Source organism: Paraburkholderia sp. RL18-085-BIA-A (assembly GCF_046027075.1).
Classification (GTDB): Bacteria; Pseudomonadota; Gammaproteobacteria; order Burkholderiales; family Burkholderiaceae; genus Paraburkholderia.
On record NZ_JARESU010000029.1, the window covers coordinates 12,025 to 30,030 of the forward strand.

General features: G+C 59.7%; 15 protein-coding genes. 1 reads left to right on the top strand and 14 read right to left on the bottom strand.

Annotated elements, in window-relative coordinates; translation table 11 throughout:
* Positions 1–2: 2 nt before the first annotated feature.
* From traD to P0D89_RS20770, 12 genes are all read right to left on the bottom strand, one after another.
* The gene (traD, locus tag P0D89_RS20715; protein ID WP_408377051.1) at positions 3–1,874 is read right to left on the bottom strand and encodes a conjugative transfer system coupling protein TraD; all 1,872 of its coding nucleotides are present in this window, start codon (positions 1,872–1,874) and stop codon (positions 3–5) included.
* Positions 1,871–3,196, bottom strand: a complete 1,326-nt coding sequence (locus P0D89_RS20720) for a TraI domain-containing protein (protein ID WP_408377054.1) — start codon at positions 3,194–3,196, stop codon at positions 1,871–1,873. The genes traD and P0D89_RS20720 overlap by 4 nt, the downstream gene beginning before the upstream one ends.
* Positions 3,193–4,203, bottom strand: coding sequence for a type IV secretion system protein (locus tag P0D89_RS20725; RefSeq protein WP_408377055.1), 1,011 nt, complete (start codon positions 4,201–4,203; stop codon positions 3,193–3,195). Before P0D89_RS20725 ends, P0D89_RS20720 begins: the two co-directional genes overlap by 4 nt.
* Positions 4,200–4,967 (bottom strand): TrbJ/VirB5 family protein, encoded by a 768-nt coding sequence (locus P0D89_RS20730; protein WP_408377057.1) that lies wholly within the window; start codon positions 4,965–4,967, stop codon positions 4,200–4,202. The genes P0D89_RS20725 and P0D89_RS20730 overlap by 4 nt, the downstream gene beginning before the upstream one ends.
* A 27-nt stretch (positions 4,968–4,994) precedes the next feature.
* Complete coding sequence (locus P0D89_RS20735; RefSeq protein ID WP_408377059.1) at positions 4,995–7,457, bottom strand: VirB4 family type IV secretion system protein; 2,463 nt, start codon at positions 7,455–7,457, stop codon at positions 4,995–4,997.
* Entirely contained in the window at positions 7,451–7,714 is a 264-nt protein-coding gene (locus P0D89_RS20740; protein WP_408377157.1) for a hypothetical protein, read from the bottom strand. Before P0D89_RS20740 ends, P0D89_RS20735 begins: the two co-directional genes overlap by 7 nt.
* 46 nt (positions 7,715–7,760) lie before the next feature.
* Positions 7,761–8,114 (bottom strand): TrbC/VirB2 family protein, encoded by a 354-nt coding sequence (locus P0D89_RS20745; RefSeq protein ID WP_408377061.1) that lies wholly within the window; start codon positions 8,112–8,114, stop codon positions 7,761–7,763.
* A gap of 12 nt (positions 8,115–8,126) precedes the next feature.
* Positions 8,127–9,176, bottom strand: a complete 1,050-nt coding sequence (locus tag P0D89_RS20750; protein WP_408377063.1) for a TadA family conjugal transfer-associated ATPase — start codon at positions 9,174–9,176, stop codon at positions 8,127–8,129.
* 356 nt (positions 9,177–9,532) lie between these two features.
* Positions 9,533–10,915: a group II intron reverse transcriptase/maturase gene (gene ltrA, locus P0D89_RS20755; RefSeq protein WP_408377065.1), complete on the bottom strand. Its 1,383-nt coding sequence runs from the start codon at positions 10,913–10,915 to the stop codon at positions 9,533–9,535.
* Positions 10,916–11,381: 466 nt separating this feature from the next.
* Positions 11,382–12,659: a vWA domain-containing protein gene (locus P0D89_RS20760; protein ID WP_408377067.1), complete on the bottom strand. Its 1,278-nt coding sequence runs from the start codon at positions 12,657–12,659 to the stop codon at positions 11,382–11,384.
* A gap of 10 nt (positions 12,660–12,669) precedes the next feature.
* Positions 12,670–13,581 carry a hypothetical protein gene (locus tag P0D89_RS20765; protein ID WP_086916698.1) on the bottom strand — a complete coding sequence of 304 codons (912 nt, stop codon included), beginning with the start codon at positions 13,579–13,581 and terminating at the stop codon, positions 12,670–12,672.
* 119 nt (positions 13,582–13,700) lie between these two features.
* Positions 13,701–14,726 (bottom strand): P-loop NTPase family protein, encoded by a 1,026-nt coding sequence (locus P0D89_RS20770; protein ID WP_408377069.1) that lies wholly within the window; start codon positions 14,724–14,726, stop codon positions 13,701–13,703.
* A gap of 343 nt (positions 14,727–15,069) precedes the next feature.
* Between P0D89_RS20770 and P0D89_RS20775 the strand changes: the two genes are divergently transcribed.
* Positions 15,070–15,714 (top strand): hypothetical protein, encoded by a 645-nt coding sequence (locus P0D89_RS20775; RefSeq protein ID WP_408377070.1) that lies wholly within the window; start codon positions 15,070–15,072, stop codon positions 15,712–15,714.
* 182 nt (positions 15,715–15,896) lie between these two features.
* Here the strand turns inward: P0D89_RS20775 and P0D89_RS20780 are convergent, their stop codons facing one another.
* Together P0D89_RS20780 and P0D89_RS20785 are read right to left on the bottom strand one after the other, a co-directional pair.
* Positions 15,897–17,228: a hypothetical protein gene (locus tag P0D89_RS20780; RefSeq protein ID WP_408377072.1), complete on the bottom strand. Its 1,332-nt coding sequence runs from the start codon at positions 17,226–17,228 to the stop codon at positions 15,897–15,899.
* Positions 17,229–17,323: 95 nt separating this feature from the next.
* On the bottom strand, positions 17,324–17,782 hold the full coding sequence (locus P0D89_RS20785; RefSeq protein WP_408377074.1) for a hypothetical protein: 459 nt from the start codon (positions 17,780–17,782) through the stop codon (positions 17,324–17,326).
* Between the last annotated feature and the right edge of the window lie 224 nt (positions 17,783–18,006).

Consider the following 18,006-nt stretch of genomic DNA (forward strand, 5'->3'; position numbering starts at 1 on the left):
TTTCAGCCTTCAATGATGGGAATTCGGCCCTGATACACGGCACCGCCAGAGATACGCATGAAATACTGCAGGTTCGGCAACTTGTGAATTATGGGCATAGGAATCAACGGCACTTTCTCCAGTTGCAGCGTGCGGGACTGGGACCCGCTGAACTCCATCGCATGCGACTCGGTCGAGGTGTTCGTGCTATTCGAAATGTTGACCACCCGAATTGCCGTCTCCCCCACCTTGTCCGAGAACCACTTGGCGGTATCGCTATCTTCGAGTCTAAGAATTATCTGGTTATTCAAATTACCCAAAACCTGCAGCATTTTCGCTGCGTTTCCGAGCTTGGCTTCAAGATCAGCCCGAGCCTGAAATGCGACAAATGCCTTGAACCCTGCACCACGTCCCTTGTTCAGAATCTGGATCACCTGTTCGTTGATCGCTTCCGCGATTTCGTCGATGATCAGCACGACATCCGGCTTCTCCGCATAGAAGTTGTAGATAGAACCACACACAGCCGCCACGTCCGACAAGGCCATCGACGCGATAGCCTTCTGCACGATGTTGTTCGACAGCGAATCGAGGCCCATGTACAGGACGGCTTTCTGTTTGATGATCTTGTCGATGTCCCAGATCTCCCGGTCGTCCTCGAAGTCATCCGCCTTCGGTGCAAGCATCAGCCCGGTTTCGCCAGTAGCGAGCATCTGAAGCAGTGGCAGCGCCGATGCAATGATCCGCATGTAGTGCTCGCGGTCATGCGTATGGGTCGCAATCAGTCCGTCGATGGTTTCATGGCCGAGATCGTTGGCGGCAAAGCGATCCGTGTAGAGCTTCGCCATTCCATCGACCAGCGACACGTCGTTTTTGCGCACGGAGTCTTTCACCGTCTGCGCGACCGTCAACTCTTCCCAGGTCGGCAGCCCGTTCTCAACGAAGAAACGGCGCAAACAGCGATCCAGCAGCGTGCCGATGCCTGACTGCGCATATTTAAGGATTGAGCGCAGGTTTGGCTTGTCCCCAACGTACAGTTCGCCTTTGACCGCACGGTCGATGAACAGGAACGCAAAATCGCGAAATGGTCCCTCTTCCATCAGTTGCGCGATGCGAGACGGAATTTCAGACGGTTGCGACCAGTTTTCCAGCGGATTCAGCCGGATCGACTCGTGCGGCTTGGCCTGGTTGAAATACAGGAATTTGCGGCCAGCACGCGCGCACTCCTTTTCGACGCGCTTCTTCCAGTCATCATCGTTCTTCGGGTCGACAATGATCAGCACGTCTTTCGGGTTGTGGATGACCTGTGTTGAGATGACCTCATACGTGCGGGTCTTGCCCGATCCCGTCGTACCGCCAACCAGCGTATGCCCGCCCATCGCCTTGTAGTGAAACGGCACGCGAACCTTCTTCGGCTCCATGCCATGAATCCACGACGCGCCTTGCGGCATCCTGTCGCGAACGCTATCTCGCGGTGCAAAGATGCCCTCGATACGCGCCTCGACTGAGCGCCCGATCTCCGTCTTGTTCAACCACTTCGGAAGAGACGGTATGTCGGTCACAGGCATGCGCAGGATGTCGTGCGCGATCTGCGTGTGCTTCTGCGTCCACTCGAAGCCGGTGCCGAGAAACATGGAGTCTTCACGCGCGCGCATCTGGCGCTGCGTTTCCAGCAGCTTGCCGATAAGAATCCTGCTCAGCCACTTTGTTGAAATGGCCATGCGGAAGCTCAACGCGCGCCAGACCTGAATCCCCCGCACGACAAGGAGGACGAGCGCTGCGAGGGCGAACGCCCAGCCGTACGGCATACCAGACAGAAGGATGCCGACGATCGCGAACGGCCAGACGATCAGCGGCCGGAACTCGTAGATGGGGCGGAAATGGTTGATGTAGCTCATGCTGCAGGACGCTCCATGATCAGACGGCCGGCACGCTCGACGATGCAGATGTCGGCGCCTGAAGCACGCAGGAGTAGCGTGCGTTTGCGCAACTGTTCAACGAGCGTGTCATTTGTCATCCCGTACGCGCCGATCAGGCGCTTCTGCACCGTCAGCCCCTTTTCTTCCCATGCGACTTTCGCTTTGCCCGAGGCAACGTCGTCCGCCAGCGCGCGGAAAAACTCGCGCATCATTGCTGAGCCGGGACCGAGGACCTCATTCAATTCTTCCTCGGTCGGGCCGGTGCGTGCGCCTTTAGGCGTACTGGAGGTGCTCTTCATCTGGGAAGGATCGACGGCCGACGCGCTCTGTGTGCCCGCGGACGTGTCCGGCATGCTTGCGACTGCGCCGGCGGTCTGCTCCTCACTGCGCTGCAACGCGTCGAGCAACGACTGCGAAAGCTGCGGAGCGCCCGGCGCCGAAGCCTGCGGCGCTGCTGGTTCAACGGAAGCCGGTGCCGGTACGTCCGCGGCAGCCGCCGACGCCGCCGGTTGTGGCGGTTGTTGGCTCGCTGCCGGCGGCGCAGCCTGCTCCGGCCGAAGCTCCAGTGCGACATGAGCCGCCGACGGCACTTCGAATTTGACGGGTGCGAAGACACCACGCTGCGCCTTGCGCTCGAACTCGACGGCCACGTCCATGGCCTGACGCACGACCTTGTGGACGAGAGCCTCGAAGCCCTGCGGGCTTTTGTCGGGATTGATCGCACCAAACAGGTCAGACAGCACAGCGGTATCCAGGCCGGATAGCAGCTCGGGGGCAATAACCGTCTGCGCATACATCGCCGTGCGCATCCGCTCGCTCTTGAGCGGTGCAGCACGACGCTGTACGAGATATTCGCCCTCGCCAATCCAGTTCCCAAAAGCGCCGTGCGCGGCCGGATTCCACTGGTCGTTATCCGACGCGCGCACGAACTCGAAGTGTCGGCACGGCTCGTCGAGCGACGAACACGCCGCGGCGAGGAAAACCGCATAGATGTATTGCGGTTCAAGCCGCCGACGCTTCTCGGAAGTCATGTCGGCCGCAAACTTTTGCCCACCCGCGAGCCGCATTGCGTAGAACGTCGATTCAATGGAAGCCCTGAAGGCACCACCCGGCTCCGCATGCAATTCAGGCGTGAGTGGCATGGATGAAAACCACGCCGCGCACCGGCGCAGAACCGAGAGCCACTTTCGCTCGAATTCTGCTTCGGTGCTCTCGTTGGCACACTGTCGCACCAGCTCTATACGCTTCTGATGCGTCGCCAACAGTTCTTTTACCGCGATCGGACGATGGGATACGGTCATGGGATAAAGCTCCGGGCCAGCTTCATCGCACCCGTTCCCGTCGCCCCAGCGCCGCTGCCGAACATGCCAGCCAGCTTTGGAATCTCAAAGGACAGCAGCAAGATGAAGACCGCCAGATCGAAAGCGTAAGCGCCTGTCACCGTGGCGCCAGTAGCCTTCGTGGCATTCTGGACCGCGTTCGTGATGTTGGCGCCCAGGAGCTTCACCAGAACCGCAACCATGACGATGTACATGCCCGAGTGGATCATCCAGTCGAGCCACTTCGTGAAATAGTTCCGCGTATAGCTGGAAAAGCCGAGCGCAATTGCAATCGGCCCAAGGACAATACCCACTGCAGCCTGTATTTGTCCCACCGCGCTGTAGTACGCGAACACGATGGAAGCGATCAGGATAACGATGAACGCCAGTAGCAACCCTATCGCGTCGACCATGGTCCCCGTGATGTCCGTAAGGAGCTTGATGTTCAAAACGCGGGTTTTCAGGGCATCGAACATGGTGCCCCCGAGCGTTGCAAGCTGCGTGGAGATGCCGTTATCGGCACCGCCCGATATGTCGGTGGCAAGCTGCTGGAACCATGTCCAGAACCCCGACGCCGACGTCGAATAGCCCAGGTACAGCGCGACGAAGATGCCAAGCACCGCCAGTTCCTCGAACAGGTTGACCCATGCCGAAACAGGATGATGCGTTCCTGAGAAGCGGACGCCCACCAGTACAAGGGAAATGACGCCCAATCCCCATGCAAACTTGCTCGCTTCGCCCATTACATTGGCGCTAGCCGTGACGGCCGCCGGGATCACGCCACCGATTAGCCCCTGAATCTGGTTAATCGCGTCAGTCGAGCCTTTCGTGAAATCACCGTTCTGGCTTGTCAAAGGCTGTGCGGTTGTTGACCCTGACGCGCCTGTCGTATCCGCGAACGCCGCCGGGGATACAAACGAAGGCACGAGAACGCAGAGCGCCAGCACCAACGTCCTGATTGCACGTAGTAAAAAGTCGCTCACGCTCATTGCCCCAGCACCTTCGACGTGCCAATAGTGGCGTTGTAGGCCGCGCGTTGCTGATCCAGTTGTGCCTGCAACGCCGCCTTGGCTGTGTTGCTTGACTGATCGTCTGCCGTCTTCTGCGCCTGAACAACGCTATCGGCCTGCTGTTTCGTGGCCATCATCTTCAACATGTCGCCATTCTGGCTCGCGACGATATCCAGCATGTGGGTCGTGAGTTGAGCCGTCGCCTCAGCGGTCGGCGACATGTTCAACTGGTCCTGGATTTCCTGCCGACGCTTGGCCAGAACGCTAACGTGAGAAATGACATCATTGCCCTGCTGAAACAGCTGCTTGGCCGTCTGGTCGTTATTGCTGATCAAGGTAGCCTGATCATTGAACCACTGGGTCGTAGACTTGCCCGATTGCGTAATAAGCGCCTGTACCTTGGTCGCGTACTCCGCGTTTGACTGCAAGCCGCCATAGAGCGACTTCATCGTATCGGTGTACTTCGTCAACGTGCTCAGGTCGTCGGTGATCGTGTTGGCCTGCGCGAGCATCGCGGCCGGATTCAGGTTAGTCGCCTGCTTCAACTGGTTGAGCATCATCTGATACTGGTAGGCGATGTTCGTATCCTGATAAACCTCACCTTTGACTGCCCCGATCGCTGAGAGCGTGTTCTGGATAAGGTTCGTGGGATCGATGACAGCAAGCTGTGCGTGGCTTTGCTGAGCAAACCCGAAGGTCATCACGGCGGCCGCGGCGACGGTTCTGAACAGTTTCCTTGTCATGAGAATGGATCTCCAGAGAATTGAGCGTTAAGCATTCGCAAGGACGTCGCGCACGTACGCGTCCTGCCAGTTATCGACGCCCGACTTCACGTGCTTGTCGAGCAGGGCTTGTGCGCGGCCGTCCGAGCGCAGGTAGGCAAGCGCCTCCTTCGGGAAGGCCGCCTGCAACATGCGCGTCTGCGTGGACGTCACCCACAGGTAATCGCGGTTGGGCACCGCAGTCGAGATCATCTCGATCTGGTGTTGCGTGAGACCAAACACGTCGCGATAAAGCGCCAGATTGTTGATCGCGTCACTGTTGGGCAGGTAGATGATGTTCGGGATGTTCTCCTTCAGAATCTCGAAGTCCGGCACGCGCGCCAACTGCCCAAGCGATTGCGTCGCCATAAGCAGGGCAGCGTTCAGCTTCCGGATGGTCACAGCCCAGATTTCCAGGCGTGCATAGAATTTCGGGTACGTGAAAAAGAAGCCCGCCTCCTCGATTTCGATCACGGTGTAGCGCTTCCCATCGAGGATCTGTGCGATGCGGTAAAACGCGTAGTCCATGAACAGCGCCGCGGCGACCGGGAAGTTCTGGAACAGGTCGCCCATCTCTATGGACAGATCGTCGGAAAGCGAGAAACCGTCTTCGACGTGATCGAAGAACCGGCCGTTTTTCTGACCCTCGGTCCACAAGACCAGGCGCTCGCGCAACTCAATGGGCAACAGATTGGTCAGCCCGGACAGTCGCCACATTTCCGATGAGAAACCGAGAGCGAGTGTGCGGATGCGGTCATAGATCGTCGCTTCATCCTGCGGCGTGCAGGTGTAATCATCGCCTTCGATGACGAGCGTCACCCATTCGGCCACATATGACCAGTGTTTCCGGTCACCAATGAGAGAGAGCGGATTAACCGAGGTCGCGGCCTCGAAACGGCCTGTTGCGTCGATGAACCGGCCACCGCCGAGCAGCGTCGGGATGCGTGTCGAGCGGTCCTTGTCAAACCGGATACGGCGCGCGCCGTGCCGTCCCGTCTGCGACATCAGATAGTTAAGCAGCACGGACTTGCCGGCGCCAATCGGACCCACGACAAGCGTGTGCGCCTTGCCACCCGGATGGTGCAGATCCACGTTCTGTAGCGTCCGGTGCCGCGTGGGCAAACAGGTGAGCGGGCCGGTGCGTTTGCCGGACTGCTGGCTCAGCCATTCGTTGACTGTCGCGCCCTCGCCTACGCTGCACAGCGGTGCAATATCCGATACCGCGGGGGTCTCCACAAACTGCAGGCGCTTTTGCTGGTCCCAGCGTCCCGGCAAAGTCGAACTCCATGCCGCGAAGAGGTTGTCCTTTTCGGGAATGACGCCGAAACCGGCATTGCCGATGACGCCGACAACCTGACGCGTCGCGTCTTCACATTCCTCCGGCGTCCTGCCGTAGACGATAACCGAGATGTTTGCGAAGCCGTACTGTTGCCCTTCGGCATCGAGTTTCGCGAGCGCATCGCTGGCTTCCTTCGCGAGCATCTCACGACCTTCGTCGTTCTTTTGCTCTTCCTTCGTTGCCCACTGTTTGAGGATGGCAACCGGATTGAAGGCGGCGACCTTGTAGAACCCGCGGATTTTCTTGATGTAGCTGCTCGCGCGCGAGTTGTCGAGGAACCGGAACATGACACACACATCCAGTTCGGCATCGACCTGCGACAGTACATCGAGCGCCGCTTCCTGAAAACCCATCCATTCCTTGACGCCCAAAATGCGCGCGTAGACCTTGCCGTGCGCCGATTCAAACATCAGCTGGTCGGCCCCGATCGTCACGAAGGTCTCTGTCAGATGCGTGTCGAGCATTGTGACGGGGTACCGCACGCGGCGCTTGGGCGTGCTCGGGTTCGCCCGCTGATGCAGGAATGACAGGGCATTCTGCAACTGAAGGCGCTTCATCTTCAATCGCGTGACACCGCCAACGAAACCATCGATGACAGCTTCGAACCGCTTGATCTCGTTCTGCAATTTCGTGAGATCAAACACGAATGCGCTACGCGCGAGCAGGAGATCCTTCGTCGCCTCGTACATGGCGACAAAGACGTTCTTGCCACCGACCGTCATGTGATAGCCGATCTTGTCGAAGATGCGCGAGAGACCCGTTTCAGGCGTGAACGCCAACGCGAGCGAATGCGAGTTGCGGAAGAACTTGCCACTGCCAATGTTGGCCTGATTGATGGCGTCCACTTTTGCGTCCGCTTCGGACGCGAAGTCGCCGTCGATTCCGCCTTTCACCCGACGATGGGATACCCGCCACCATGCCGTGACCCGATGGTCGAAATTGCGGCACGCGTGGTCCAGATTGTTCCGGGCGGCAGTGATATCGCCCGGGTTCGGGGTGTCCGCGTCGATGCCCTCGAAATCGAACACCGTGACCAGCGAGCCGTCTTTGTCGAGCACGAGTTCGGGCGTTACCAGGGTCATCCAGGGAGCGATTTCCTGCACCGCGCGTCTGGTGAACGACATTTTCAGCATGGAAGGTCCTGATCGAAACCGTAAGGGCGCTTGAATCGCGCACTGAATTTTCCGTGGGGCTCGGGTGCGTACATGTCCGGATAGCGGTTGTAGACAAGCATGACGAGCCGCCACCACGGATCTTTAGAGCTACGCCAGCGCAGGTAGAGGTGAACGACCACGCCGACCACGAGAAAGGACGGTGTCCAGCTCGTGTAGGTGAGCAGCGCTGTGATCGTGCCGTTCAGAATTGCGAGCATGCGATCTGCGCCGCCCATCTGGCGGGGCAGCGACAGTCCGCGGCTGACCTTGTGCTGACGCATATCAGCAGGCGACGGACATATGGAAGTGATCCCGCATGATCGGCACCGCAACCGAGGCGATACCCAGGCCGATGAGGACCACCGAGAACGTCTTGGCGATGTTGCTTTCGGAGTTCGCCACGGCAACGCCGCCCAGCGTGATCAGCACGATGCCGATACCGTAGAGGTAGGGACCGCTGATGAGGTTGCTGATCGTGCAGATAATGTCGGTCAGGCCGGTGAGCGAAGAAAAGTCGCCCGCCGCCATCGCTGCAGCCGAGGCCACGCTCAACAGTGCCCCAACGATCATCGGCTTGCCCGGTCGCAGCTTCTTCGCCAGTGCAGCGGCCGTACTGAAAAACTTTCTTTGCTTCATTTGATACTCCTGTTAAAAAACCCGTCGTAGGTCATAGTCGTTGTTGCGAAAGCCCCGGATTTCGAGGATTTCAGAGACGTGTCGCAATTCGCCGGTCCGTCTGAAATGCACCACGTAGTTGAAGCAGTCCGCGATGTTCTTGCGCATGTCGGCCAGCTCCCAGCGGGAGCCGGGAGGGATGCCGAGCATCGCAAGGCTTTCGAGACGGCTGAGCGCCGTTCTCGCGTTGTTGGCGTGAAGCGATGCAAGACCGCCGTCGTGGCCAGTGTTGAGCGCCTGCAGGAGGTCGTAGCCCTCGCCGCCGCGCACTTCACCAACGATGATCCGGTCGGGACGGAAACGCAGGCATAGCGCGACGAGCAGTTGCGTGGTGACGTTCGTATCCGCGTTGGAAAGCAGGCGGACGCGGTTCGGAACCTGAACCTTCAGCTCCATCGTGTCTTCGATGGTGATCACCCGCTGGTCCTCAGGGATGACGCCAACGAGCGCGTTGAGAAACGTCGTCTTGCCCGCCGATGTGCCGCCTGCGACAAGGACGTTCTTGCGTGACTGGACAAGCGCAGTCAGCGCTCGCATGAGCGCTTCGTTCTCGATGCCGTCCTCAAAGTGGATGGCTTCGGCCTCTTCAGGTTTCGCGTGCGCTTTTGCGAAGGCTCCCATGCGGACATAATCGTCGAGCGACATCTTCGACTCGCGGTGCTTCCGGATACTCAGCGCGTGCCCGTCGATGGCCGTCGGATTCATCACCGCCGCGATACGCAGGTTCTTGTGACCGGCATTGATGATGCCCTTGTCACTACCCGCACGTGCCGACTTGTCCACGGATGACGCGAGTGAGTGAATCGCTCCTTCCAGATGCTCCGGCCGCAGATCGACGTTCACGCGCGACATGACGCCGCGAAGCTCGATCCACACGTTGCGATGGTCGTTGATCATGATTTCCGCAATCTCCGGTGCGTCGAGATACTCCCTCAGCGGCGAAAGTGCCTGGAAAAACATATCGACAGCGCCCGCTTTGAGCGGCTGCAGCTTCAGTACGGGGTTATCGTCAAGGTCGGACATGCAATGCTCTGATGGCGGTCTAACATGCGACTATTGTTCTGTCTGTATCGGCCAGACGGGCTTCAAAAGGCCGGTGAAATCACGCGGCTTTCGCGTCTCGAACCAGTTGTCATAGATTCGCTCGCGCCTTGGCAAAGGCGTCGAGAGAGGCCTCAGATGAGCGCGGCATGACGGAGTCGTTATTACGCGTTAGGCCCACTTCGGCAGAAAGACCCATAAAAACGTGTAGCTTTCTGGCGCACGAGCGCGGATAAGCCAGATACCGACTAACGACTGGACGATCGGGATAGGGGCAGCCTCGCGGCCCGACCCCTCCCACACCACCGTGCGTACGGGTCCGTACACGGCGATTCGGATCAGTTACCCGGCGATGATGAGCCGACCGATGGAAGTCCAAGCGAGCGGAAGTAGCGATTGGGCAACGCAATGCTCAGCGCCGGACTGCAACTTAGGCGCCATGCACTGTGCGGCGAACCCGCCGTCTGGGCGGCAAGGTCCCGGCTCACACCCCGCGCGACCAGCTTCTTGAAGCGGGTCCGGCCGCGCTTCCACTGCTTCCAGAGGAAGCAGCGAAGGCGGCGGCGAATCCATTGATCAAGTTGCTGAAGTACACGAGGCGTTTCACAGAAACCGAAATAGCCACGCCAGCCCGTCAGGTATCGTTTCAGCGAGCCGATCAACTGGTCAACGCTGACCCCGCGCGTGCGTTGGGTCAGTTCCCGAATTCGTGCCTTGAAGCGGGCGAGTGCCTTGGGCGCGATGCGCCGTTTGACCTGTTCCCGCATCAAGAAGGTGAACCCCAGAAACTTACGCGTGTGTGGCCGCGCGACCGCGCTCTTCGATTCGTTGACCTTCAGCTTCAGCCTGCCGGTAAGGAAGGCTTTCAGCCCCGCCATCACCCGCTGGCCCGCGCGTTCGCTGCGTACGTAGACGTTACAGTCGTCCGCATACCTCACGAAGCGCAGACCGCGCCGCTCAAGCGCCCGGTCGAGATCGTCGAGCATCAGATTGGATAACAACGGTGACAGCGGACCGCCCTGGGGCGTCCCTTCGTCCGTTGCGCCAACCAGTCCGTTCTCCAGCACGCCCGCCGTCAGGAAGGAGCGGATCAGCTTCAGGACACGCCTGTCGCTGACACGCTTTGCCACCCGGCTCATCAGGATGTCGTGGCTCACGCGATCGAAGAACTTTTCGAGGTCGAGGTCTACAACCCAGCGGTATCCCGCCTGAATGTAGCCCTGCGCGCGCTCCACGGCCTGATGCGCCGAGCGTCCCGGACGGAAGCCGTAACTTGAATCCGAGAACGTCGGGTCCCACTGCCTTTGCAGCACCTGCAATACCGCTTGCTGGACAAGCCGGTCGAGCGCAGACGGAATGCCGAGCTTGCGCACGCCACCTCCATCCGGCTTGGGTATCTCGACCCGCCTCACAGGTTGCGGCCTGTACGTGCCGTTCAGCAGCGTGACCCGTATCGCCGGCCAGTGCTCCCGCAGGTGCGCCGGTAATGCCTGAACCGTCATGCCGTCCACACCCGGTGCACCTTTGTTCGCTTTCACACGTTTCAACGCCCGTTGCAGGTTTCCCCGCTCACAGACTTCTTCCATCAGTCGGTCACAAGCCGACGGGCTTTCAGTTTCGGGGTTCGCCGCCATAGGTTCAGCCCCTCGATCACCGGCCTCCGGGGCTTCACCCCTTCCTCCGCTGTCAAGGACGCGTTGCGTTTTCTGCTGCTCTCCCATGTCGAGTTCTCCGGCTTACTCGCCGCTCTTCTCCGTTTGGGCCTTCAGACGTTGCCGTCCTACTATGCCCGCTGCTGACTCCTGCACGGTGGTCAGCGGCCCTTACGAACCGCTCAGTCCTGAATCCAGGACACCGGGCAGGCCTCCCGAGGTAATCGCAACCGCCTTCACCACACACCTGCCAGATCTACCACCCCGTGCCTTGATGGTTGTGGACTTCGCGATCATTTGCTCGCTCGTCCGCCCGGGTAGGCCTCATATCTGGTTTCTGTTCGTCAGGTCGTGGCTTTGCTACACGCTTCCTTCAGACCCCGCCTCGCGACGACGCCCTTGCGTTCGCTAGTCCTTCGCCCCATCAGGCTGGACAGGGGACTTTCACCCCCAAGCTGTTGCGCATGCTCGGCGCACAAAAAAAACCCGGCGCTCGGCCGGGTTTGGTTAAAGAGGTTCACCGGGTAACCCGGGTTCAGCAGATGACTTCCACGGTTTCGCCGAAAGGCGCCCGACGTGCCCGCGTGAGCGGTGTTGTCGAGGCCCACAGCACGGGGTAATGCGGCGCGAACGCCGGAAACGCCCCGTCCATGTCCGTCAGATAAACCAGGAAGGCCGGATTGAGTCCATCGGCAGCGACTCGGTTGAAGGGATCGGTAAATGCCGTCCCACCCCCACCCCGTACCGGCTTGATCTCCGGCGAGTCGCCCCGCTCGAAGATTTGCACCTGCGTGACGCGCTTGTCGCAGTCCATCACGATCAGCCGCGCGGGCTTGAGCGTGTGGAATACCGAAAGGATCTCGGCATCGAACTGCGCCTGCGTTTCGTCGAACACCGAACCGCTCGAGTCACGCACGAATACGGCATCCCCGACCGCCGGCGTATGCAACGAGGGCAGATAGAACCCAAGATGCAGATACCGGCGATTCGGCTGGGCGAAGCTGTAGTCTGTCGGCGATGACTGCTGCGCGAAGCGATGAAGCACCGCGCGCCAGTCAACAACGGGCCGTACTGCCTCGCCAGCCATCGCCTGAAGGTCTCCCGGCAGCTTGCCGCGCATCTTCGCCGCTTTCGCGGCCTGCACGACAGCAACTTTCCACTCGGCCTCCTTCACAGGTTTGTCAGTCCCCGAGTACTGGCGGACCTCACCGCACGATGAACCAGCAGACGGCTCTGGATCACCCTGGCCGTCACCTGCCTGCGGCTGTGGGCCGCCACCTTTTCCGTCCGGCCCTGACGACTGGCCATCCGGTTCAGGTTGCTGCTGCGGTTGCGACTGCTGATCGGATTTAGGCTGCTGATCAGGTTTGGGCTGTTTCTGCTTTGCCTCCTGCGTCAGCGCGCCATAAATCTCTTCAACCGACTTTCCAGAAAAGCGTGCGTCGGTCAGCGCGCCCCTTGGCAACACAAAATCCGACGAAGTGAGAATCGGAGTGATGGCGTATTGGCTCGAGTCGCTCCACCGACCGGCTTCTCGCGCGCCCTGACGCCAGCAATGACCGTTGGCCACCTGCATGACTTTCAGCGCCAGCACGCCCCGCAGTTCAAGGTCGCTCAACTTATCGACATATTCGGGGTTATAGCCCAACGATTCCCCGTCTACCCAGCATTCCTTGGTCGACCTGTCTTCAACCATTTTCAGGCGCAATGCGAGCGACCCGAAGAACGGTTGTGACAGAACGAGCTCAGTTCGCTGTTTGGCAATGCGCGGATGGACCGCGCCATTGCCAGCTACCGTCACGGTGCGATCCATGAGCGCCCCCTTAAGCAACGAGGCGCAGCTGCGCGCTGTGGTCCGCGGGCTCGATCTCCGTTTCCGGAGTGATACCCATGAAAGCAGCCATCAGCCCCTCGATCTCCTGTGCCTTGCTGGCCACCTGGGACCGCAGGACATTCGACTCTTTCAGATCCGCACCCGTGTGAACGGCGAGATGAGTCTTCGCCTGATCAAGGATGTGCGTGAGCTTCGGATCGTTGGAGAAGTTGAGCTTCGGCAGCAACGCGCACAGGTCGCGCACGTTGTTGGCCACGTCCAGACGCACGTTGCCCGTCGCATACAGCCGCGACGCCATCTGCGAAACAGCCGTATACATCCGTTCGACGAGATCCTCGTTCGCGGTCGCGATCGACGCCAGCACGTGCTCATCGAGTTCGCTTTTCAGCGTCGTCAGCACGTCCGCAGGCAGGTCCACGCCGAACTGGCTGGCATCCGGAAAGGGCAACACAGCCATCTTCACGCCAAACTTGGTCGACAGTTCCGCGAGGGTCGGATAGTCCGCCTCGTTGAACAGGCCGTTCAGTTCCGCGCGAGCGCGCTCCTTCAGGTCCAGGTAGTCGGTGAGGAATACGGATACCGCCAGATCGAACTCGTCTTTCAACGAGCGCATCTTGTCGGCGAATTCCATGTAAATCATCGTCGGCAGCAGGCGCACCCCGAGCTGGTCGTACTTCAACGAGTGATCGTAGAAGTATTTCCGGATGCGGCCGGCAATCGTTACCACCTCCTGGAAACTCGGAGAGTTTTCGGGTAGCAGGCGTTTGTTGAATCTGCCGATGCCCTTTGCATGATGCTTGTTCTCGACTTCTTCGGTGGCCTTGCCGTCGAATCGACGGGCAACCCACGTGGAGATCGTGACCGAGCAGAGCATGACTTTCGACTGGATGTTGGTGTTCATGAGAAAACTCCGTATAGAAAATGAATGGATGAGACGAAAAAAATGGCCCCGCGTGTCCTCGCGGACACGGCAGAGCCATGAGTGATGAAGCTGAGAAAAAAGTGGAATGGAACGGCGGATCAGTCGCCCTTGATGATTGCGCCGATCTCGCCGCCCTGCGCCCGGATAAAGGCGTAGGAGTTGGCGATTTCCGGCGTGCGCTCCAATGCGTCACGCACGAGTAGCGCCGCGAATTCGCGATGCCCCGCTTCGATCATGCGTTCCGTATAGGTCACGACACGATCGAAGTTGGCTTCCGTCGCGCGCGCAGCCAGAGCGGTTGCGATGGCGTAGAGCGTCGACGGCGTCTGGGGGATCATCGCCTTATCCGGCGTAGCCAGAAGCGCATCGGGGTTCGGCAGTTCTCGGTAGATCTGCAGGAAGCTGACGAGCTCCGTTGCAGCACCTTCGCCCACCGATCCCGCATGCGAGATGTGCTCCAGGTGTTTCGGCACCACGCCCATCGTCTTCGCGATGAAACCCCAACTGCGGGGACTCGGCGTGTTTTCGATATCGCGTGACGTCTTCTGCACCGAGAGCAGGTCCGGACGGAATCGCAGAAAAGCGATAAGTTCGGGCGGCACGTTGTTTCGCACAGCCCACTTCGTCCAGCCGTCGATCGTCGCTTCCAGCTCGACCACCGTTGCGAAGCGCGAAATGACGGGATCAAGAATCCCCGTCACGCCCGCGTTATCGGTCCGGCGGTTTGTCGCCGCAAGAAACGTCACGTGCGGCGGCAAGACGTGTTCGCCGATACGGCGGGCGAGCAGAAGTTGCATCTTGGCGGCCTGAACGGCGGGCGAGGCCTGCCCCAGATCGTCCAGAAACCAGATGAGCGGACGTCTCGCCTTCATCGCGCGTTCGAGATCACCAAACGGCAGGAACTTCGCGTTCAAGCCGTCTGGCGCCGGAAACGGCAACCCTTTCGAGTCCGTCGGATCTTCAACAACGGGATGACTGATGAGCAGTTCGTGATCGGTTGCGTGCGCGACCTGTTCGACGATATCGCTCTTGCCGATACCCGGTCGACCCGTGATCAATACCGGCAGACGTTTCGGGACATACAGCGTGAGCAGTTCAGTCAGTTGTGCGGGCGTAACTTTCATGATGGCTTTCCAGAAAAGAGAAAGCCCCGAAAGGACTACGCCCGTAGGGACGTGGTCCCTGAGGGGCGTTAAAAAGGATGCCGACTAGTCGGCGATGTCGATGCGTCAATGACGCGGGTGAAGTCCTCAGTGTAGGGAGCGCGGCGCGTACGCAATGCCCTAATCGTCGTCTTTTCGTACCGTCTTACGCGGCAGGCAGTTGCCTCGCCCCTGCTTCGAACGGGCCGCGGAACTATGACCGAGTTACCCTTGAGGCTGGTCGGGGCGGACGAGGAGGAGAGCCCTGTAACCGGCGTTTGGTATGCTCTAGACCCTCGACTTCGCCGAATAAACGAGGTTCGCAATGAGCAAAGTATTCCGAGCCGTCATGGGATTGTGGCTTGCACCGGATTTCACAGCAGTGATGGAGGGAAACGCGGAGCCGCCTCGTATCAATCACTCCAAGGTTGATTTCGGGGAACTGGCTACGGCTCTCCGGGAACTGTTCCCCAACGGCCCGCATGTGCGCATCCGCGTCGCGAATGACACCGTTGATCAGGTGACCGTTCATTATCGGAGCGGTATCTCTCTGGCGACAGCGCCGACCGGAAGCATACGTTGCGAAGACTTCGGCCACGCCTTGCTGAACAACGCCGCCTCGCAAGATGGCGACGTCATCGACGTACGTCGTGCCTGGCAACCCCTCCATTCGCTTGCCGACCGGAATTTTTCGCCGCCACCAGTATTGATACCCTTCATCATTGAGTCAGCCGATTTCGAGGACGCCATGATTTGGCAGGCCTCGGCTAAACCCAGTCTTGGATTACCCTTCTTACCCGATGCGCTTCAGGAAATGTTGGGCGAATCGAGGGGCGACAAGACCCCGGAAGGCGAGCTACCAGAAGCGATTCGTGAACGACTGGGACGTATCTTTGGTTGTGAGTTCTTGCCGTCGGCACTTCTGGACCGGATGGCCATGGATAAGCCACCGAAGGAGTACGGCCTTTGAGCGAGAGTTGGGACCCCACCCCAACCGGCCGAAGCTCGACCGTCTTCATCTCGCCTGCCAGCTTTATCCCCGCCCTCGCTGCACAAAGAATAAGCGAAGGGCTCAAGGGGTAACCCCGTCATAGTGCCGAACGGGCGAAAAAAAACCCGGCGCGATGCCGGGTGTATTGAAGGGAATTGTGATCAGACGTGATGGGCTACCAGCGACTGCGTAAAGACCGCCGGATGAATCCCGGCGGGCATGCGGGCCGCGTGCGTGCGAACAAGCAGCTCGCGACCCTCGGGAGTCCCGGCCGCATCCCAGTCAGTCTGAAACGCCTCGTCGAAACCCGCCAGCGCAAAAATCGCCCGGCGACGGGCAGCAGCGCGCACGCCGAGCAGCTTCACGCCGAACACCTCGCGCACCGTTTGCTTGGAGACGCGATTGCGCTCATCGGGACAGTCCAGCAAGTCCAGCAGAAACCGCAGATCACCGCTGTCGATCGCTACGGAGATTTCGTTACCGAACGCAAACGTCTCGCGACCATGCTCGAGTTGCGCAATCTGCATCCGCTGGTCGAAGTGACGTTGCGAGATGCGTTCTTCCGCACGCTCCTTGCGCAACTGCGTGACTGCCCTGTCGCGCCGGTGATCCGCCATCCTGCTACGGTAGACCTCCGCGAACTTCGAGACGGGCCTGCCGAGCGGCTGCGGACTCGCGTAGCGCTCCGGCAGACTGTACGGCTCTACCAGCCCGTGACGCAACATCAGATCGTCGACCTCGACATACGTCGGCCTGTTCGGTGCCAGTCGCATGACCATGGCGAGCAGCGCAGCGTTCTGCGACGTGATGCCGCCCTTTTCGCGCGACATGATGCCTGCGAGAACGCGCATCTTGTCAGGTGACATCGCACCGCGCAGCTCTGGTACGGACAGCAGCACCTGTCCCCACGCCACATCTGTCGAAAACTTCTCCGGCAGTTCGCGGTATTCAGCGAGCACCGCTTCAGGGACGGGAAAGCCCTCGGCGAGTGCATATGCGACGTGTACCTCATGTCGCCCGTTGCAGTCGCGCGTGCGGCCGTATCCGGGACCGGCATAGCGAAAGCCGAACCGGCGCTCACATTCAGCCTGAAGCAAATCATGCAGGCCGAGACTTCCTCGCCCGTCCGACGCTGCGTCGATCTGGTCCGACGAGAAGATGAGGCGCGGACTCGAAGTGAGATCGAACGCGTCGTAAAGCAGCTTCCAGTGCGATCGACGGATCTGCCATGCCGCCTGCATCACGCCGTTCGGACGGAAGTAAGCGCCGTCGATCTCGTCGACCATGGACAGGAACACATCGCGCGCGGTGCCGGGACGCCGGACTGTCAGGCTGCCGTTGTAGCGGGTGACGTCGACAGGTTGACCATCGTGCAGGAGCACGATCTCTGAGGATTCAACGGAAGAAAGGCGGGAATCGGTTCTGAAAACTGCCATTACTTCGAGCAGCGTACCGAGGAAGAGATTCTGATCGGCGAAGGAAAGGTGATACATGGTTGATTGCTCCGAAAAATATTGCGAGCAATCGTTCCCTGTCGGGCCGAATGCCCGCGAGGGATGAGCGCCAGGAGGCGCGAGAAAAGGAATTGTTACGCGACGTCGAGCGCGTGAGCGATGAAGCGCGCGAGATCCCATGCGTGGTCAGACGTGAAGACCTTTGCACGTAGCATCGGCATCACCGCATAACCGCGCCGGTGCGACTGCGCCGTCTCGGTTCGAGATATCCAGTCGACGTTGACGATCCAACCTTCCGATCGCCCGATATCGACGGAGACGGCGAGCCGGTTCCATACGCTGTCGTCAGGCCACAGCCTCGCCAGACGCGCGCCGCATGTTTCTTCATCGGCATCATCCAGCGTGTTCGCCGGCGAGAGCCATTCGGGTTCCAGCTCGGTTCCGTACAACGCCTTGCACAAAGCCTTCAGGACATCTCCAACCGTCTTTCCAGCAGTGTCGAGTCGCTCGCGATCAGGTGCGGCGCTCATCACTACGCCCGTAACGGCAGGGACAGCGCTGGCCGTGGCGAGATTCAGGGAAGCCTGTTGCATTTCGAGTCTCCAATGAAAAACGCGCCCCGAAAGGCGCGTCAGATGGTCGTATAGACGAAAAAAAGCCGCACCCGTAAGGGGTGCGGCACCATGTCAGGAACGCGGCACTAGGCCACGTCTTTAATCAGTTTTGCCCCATTCGCGTTCACGATCACGCTTGATACCGTTGTTGTTTGTCCAGAGAAAGAACGCTGCAATGGACACGCCCAACACGAGAGTGATGA